Source organism: Microbacterium halimionae (assembly GCF_011761265.1).
Taxonomy (GTDB): domain Bacteria; phylum Actinomycetota; class Actinomycetes; order Actinomycetales; family Microbacteriaceae; genus Microbacterium; species Microbacterium halimionae.
In genome coordinates, this window is the sequence record NZ_JAAOZB010000003.1 from 1 (window position 1) to 1,846 (window position 1,846).

1 rRNA gene is annotated in these 1,846 nt (G+C 54.1%); it reads left to right on the forward strand.

Annotation, left to right across the window (positions count from 1 at the left end):
* Positions 1-253: 253 nt before the first annotated feature.
* A 16S ribosomal RNA gene (locus FHS06_RS13750) occupies positions 254-1,777 on the forward strand.
* The last annotated feature ends 69 nt before the right edge of the window (positions 1,778-1,846 follow it).

The window sequence follows — 1,846 nt, forward strand, 5'->3', positions numbered from 1 at the left end:
AGAGAATAAGATAGAGAAGTTGCCCTGCGTAGAAGGCCGAGAGGCTGGAAAGTGGGAGCATCCGATCCTTGAGAACTCAACAGCGTGCACTTGTCAAATGCCAAATAACCTCTATCTCGTTTCGGCGAGATGAGATTCCTTTGGATCAAAAATCCAGTCTTCGGGCTGGTAACGGATTGTCAGTAATGACATCCTTTTGGTCAGTTCAAACTCGCTGCTTCGACCTTTTTCCGGTTGTTGTATGCAATTTTCTTTTACGGAGAGTTTGATCCTGGCTCAGGATGAACGCTGGCGGCGTGCTTAACACATGCAAGTCGAACGGTGAAGGTGGAGCTTGCTCTGCTGGATCAGTGGCGAACGGGTGAGTAACACGTGAGCAATCTGCCCCTGACTCTGGGATAAGCGCTGGAAACGGCGTCTAATACCGGATATGAACTGCGAAGGCATCTTCAGTAGTTGGAAAGAATTTCGGTCAGGGATGAGCTCGCGGCCTATCAGCTTGTTGGTGAGGTAATGGCTCACCAAGGCGTCGACGGGTAGCCGGCCTGAGAGGGTGACCGGCCACACTGGGACTGAGACACGGCCCAGACTCCTACGGGAGGCAGCAGTGGGGAATATTGCACAATGGGCGCAAGCCTGATGCAGCAACGCCGCGTGAGGGATGACGGCCTTCGGGTTGTAAACCTCTTTTAGCAGGGAAGAAGCGAAAGTGACGGTACCTGCAGAAAAAGCGCCGGCTAACTACGTGCCAGCAGCCGCGGTAATACGTAGGGCGCAAGCGTTATCCGGAATTATTGGGCGTAAAGAGCTCGTAGGCGGTTTGTCGCGTCTGCTGTGAAAACTGGAGGCTCAACCTCCAGCCTGCAGTGGGTACGGGCAGACTAGAGTGCGGTAGGGGAGATTGGAATTCCTGGTGTAGCGGTGGAATGCGCAGATATCAGGAGGAACACCGATGGCGAAGGCAGATCTCTGGGCCGTAACTGACGCTGAGGAGCGAAAGGGTGGGGAGCAAACAGGCTTAGATACCCTGGTAGTCCACCCCGTAAACGTTGGGAACTAGTTGTGGGGTCCATTCCACGGATTCCGTGACGCAGCTAACGCATTAAGTTCCCCGCCTGGGGAGTACGGCCGCAAGGCTAAAACTCAAAGGAATTGACGGGGACCCGCACAAGCGGCGGAGCATGCGGATTAATTCGATGCAACGCGAAGAACCTTACCAAGGCTTGACATATACGAGAACGCTGCAGAAATGTAGTTCTCTTTGGACACTCGTAAACAGGTGGTGCATGGTTGTCGTCAGCTCGTGTCGTGAGATGTTGGGTTAAGTCCCGCAACGAGCGCAACCCTCGTTCTATGTTGCCAGCACGTAATGGTGGGAACTCATGGGATACTGCCGGGGTCAACTCGGAGGAAGGTGGGGATGACGTCAAATCATCATGCCCCTTATGTCTTGGGCTTCACGCATGCTACAATGGCCGGTACAAAGGGCTGCAATACCGTAAGGTGGAGCGAATCCCAAAAAGCCGGTCCCAGTTCGGATTGAGGTCTGCAACTCGACCTCATGAAGTCGGAGTCGCTAGTAATCGCAGATCAGCAACGCTGCGGTGAATACGTTCCCGGGTCTTGTACACACCGCCCGTCAAGTCATGAAAGTCGGTAATGCCTGAAGCCGGTGGCCCAACCCTTGTGGAGGGAGCCGTCGAAGGTAGGATCGGTAATTAGGACTAAGTCGTAACAAGGTAGCCGTACCGGAAGGTGCGGCTGGATCACCTCCTTTCTAAGGAGCACTTGGAGGTCTTCGGACCTTCCAGAGCCAGATTCGAGACATACGTTCTCGACTGGTCGC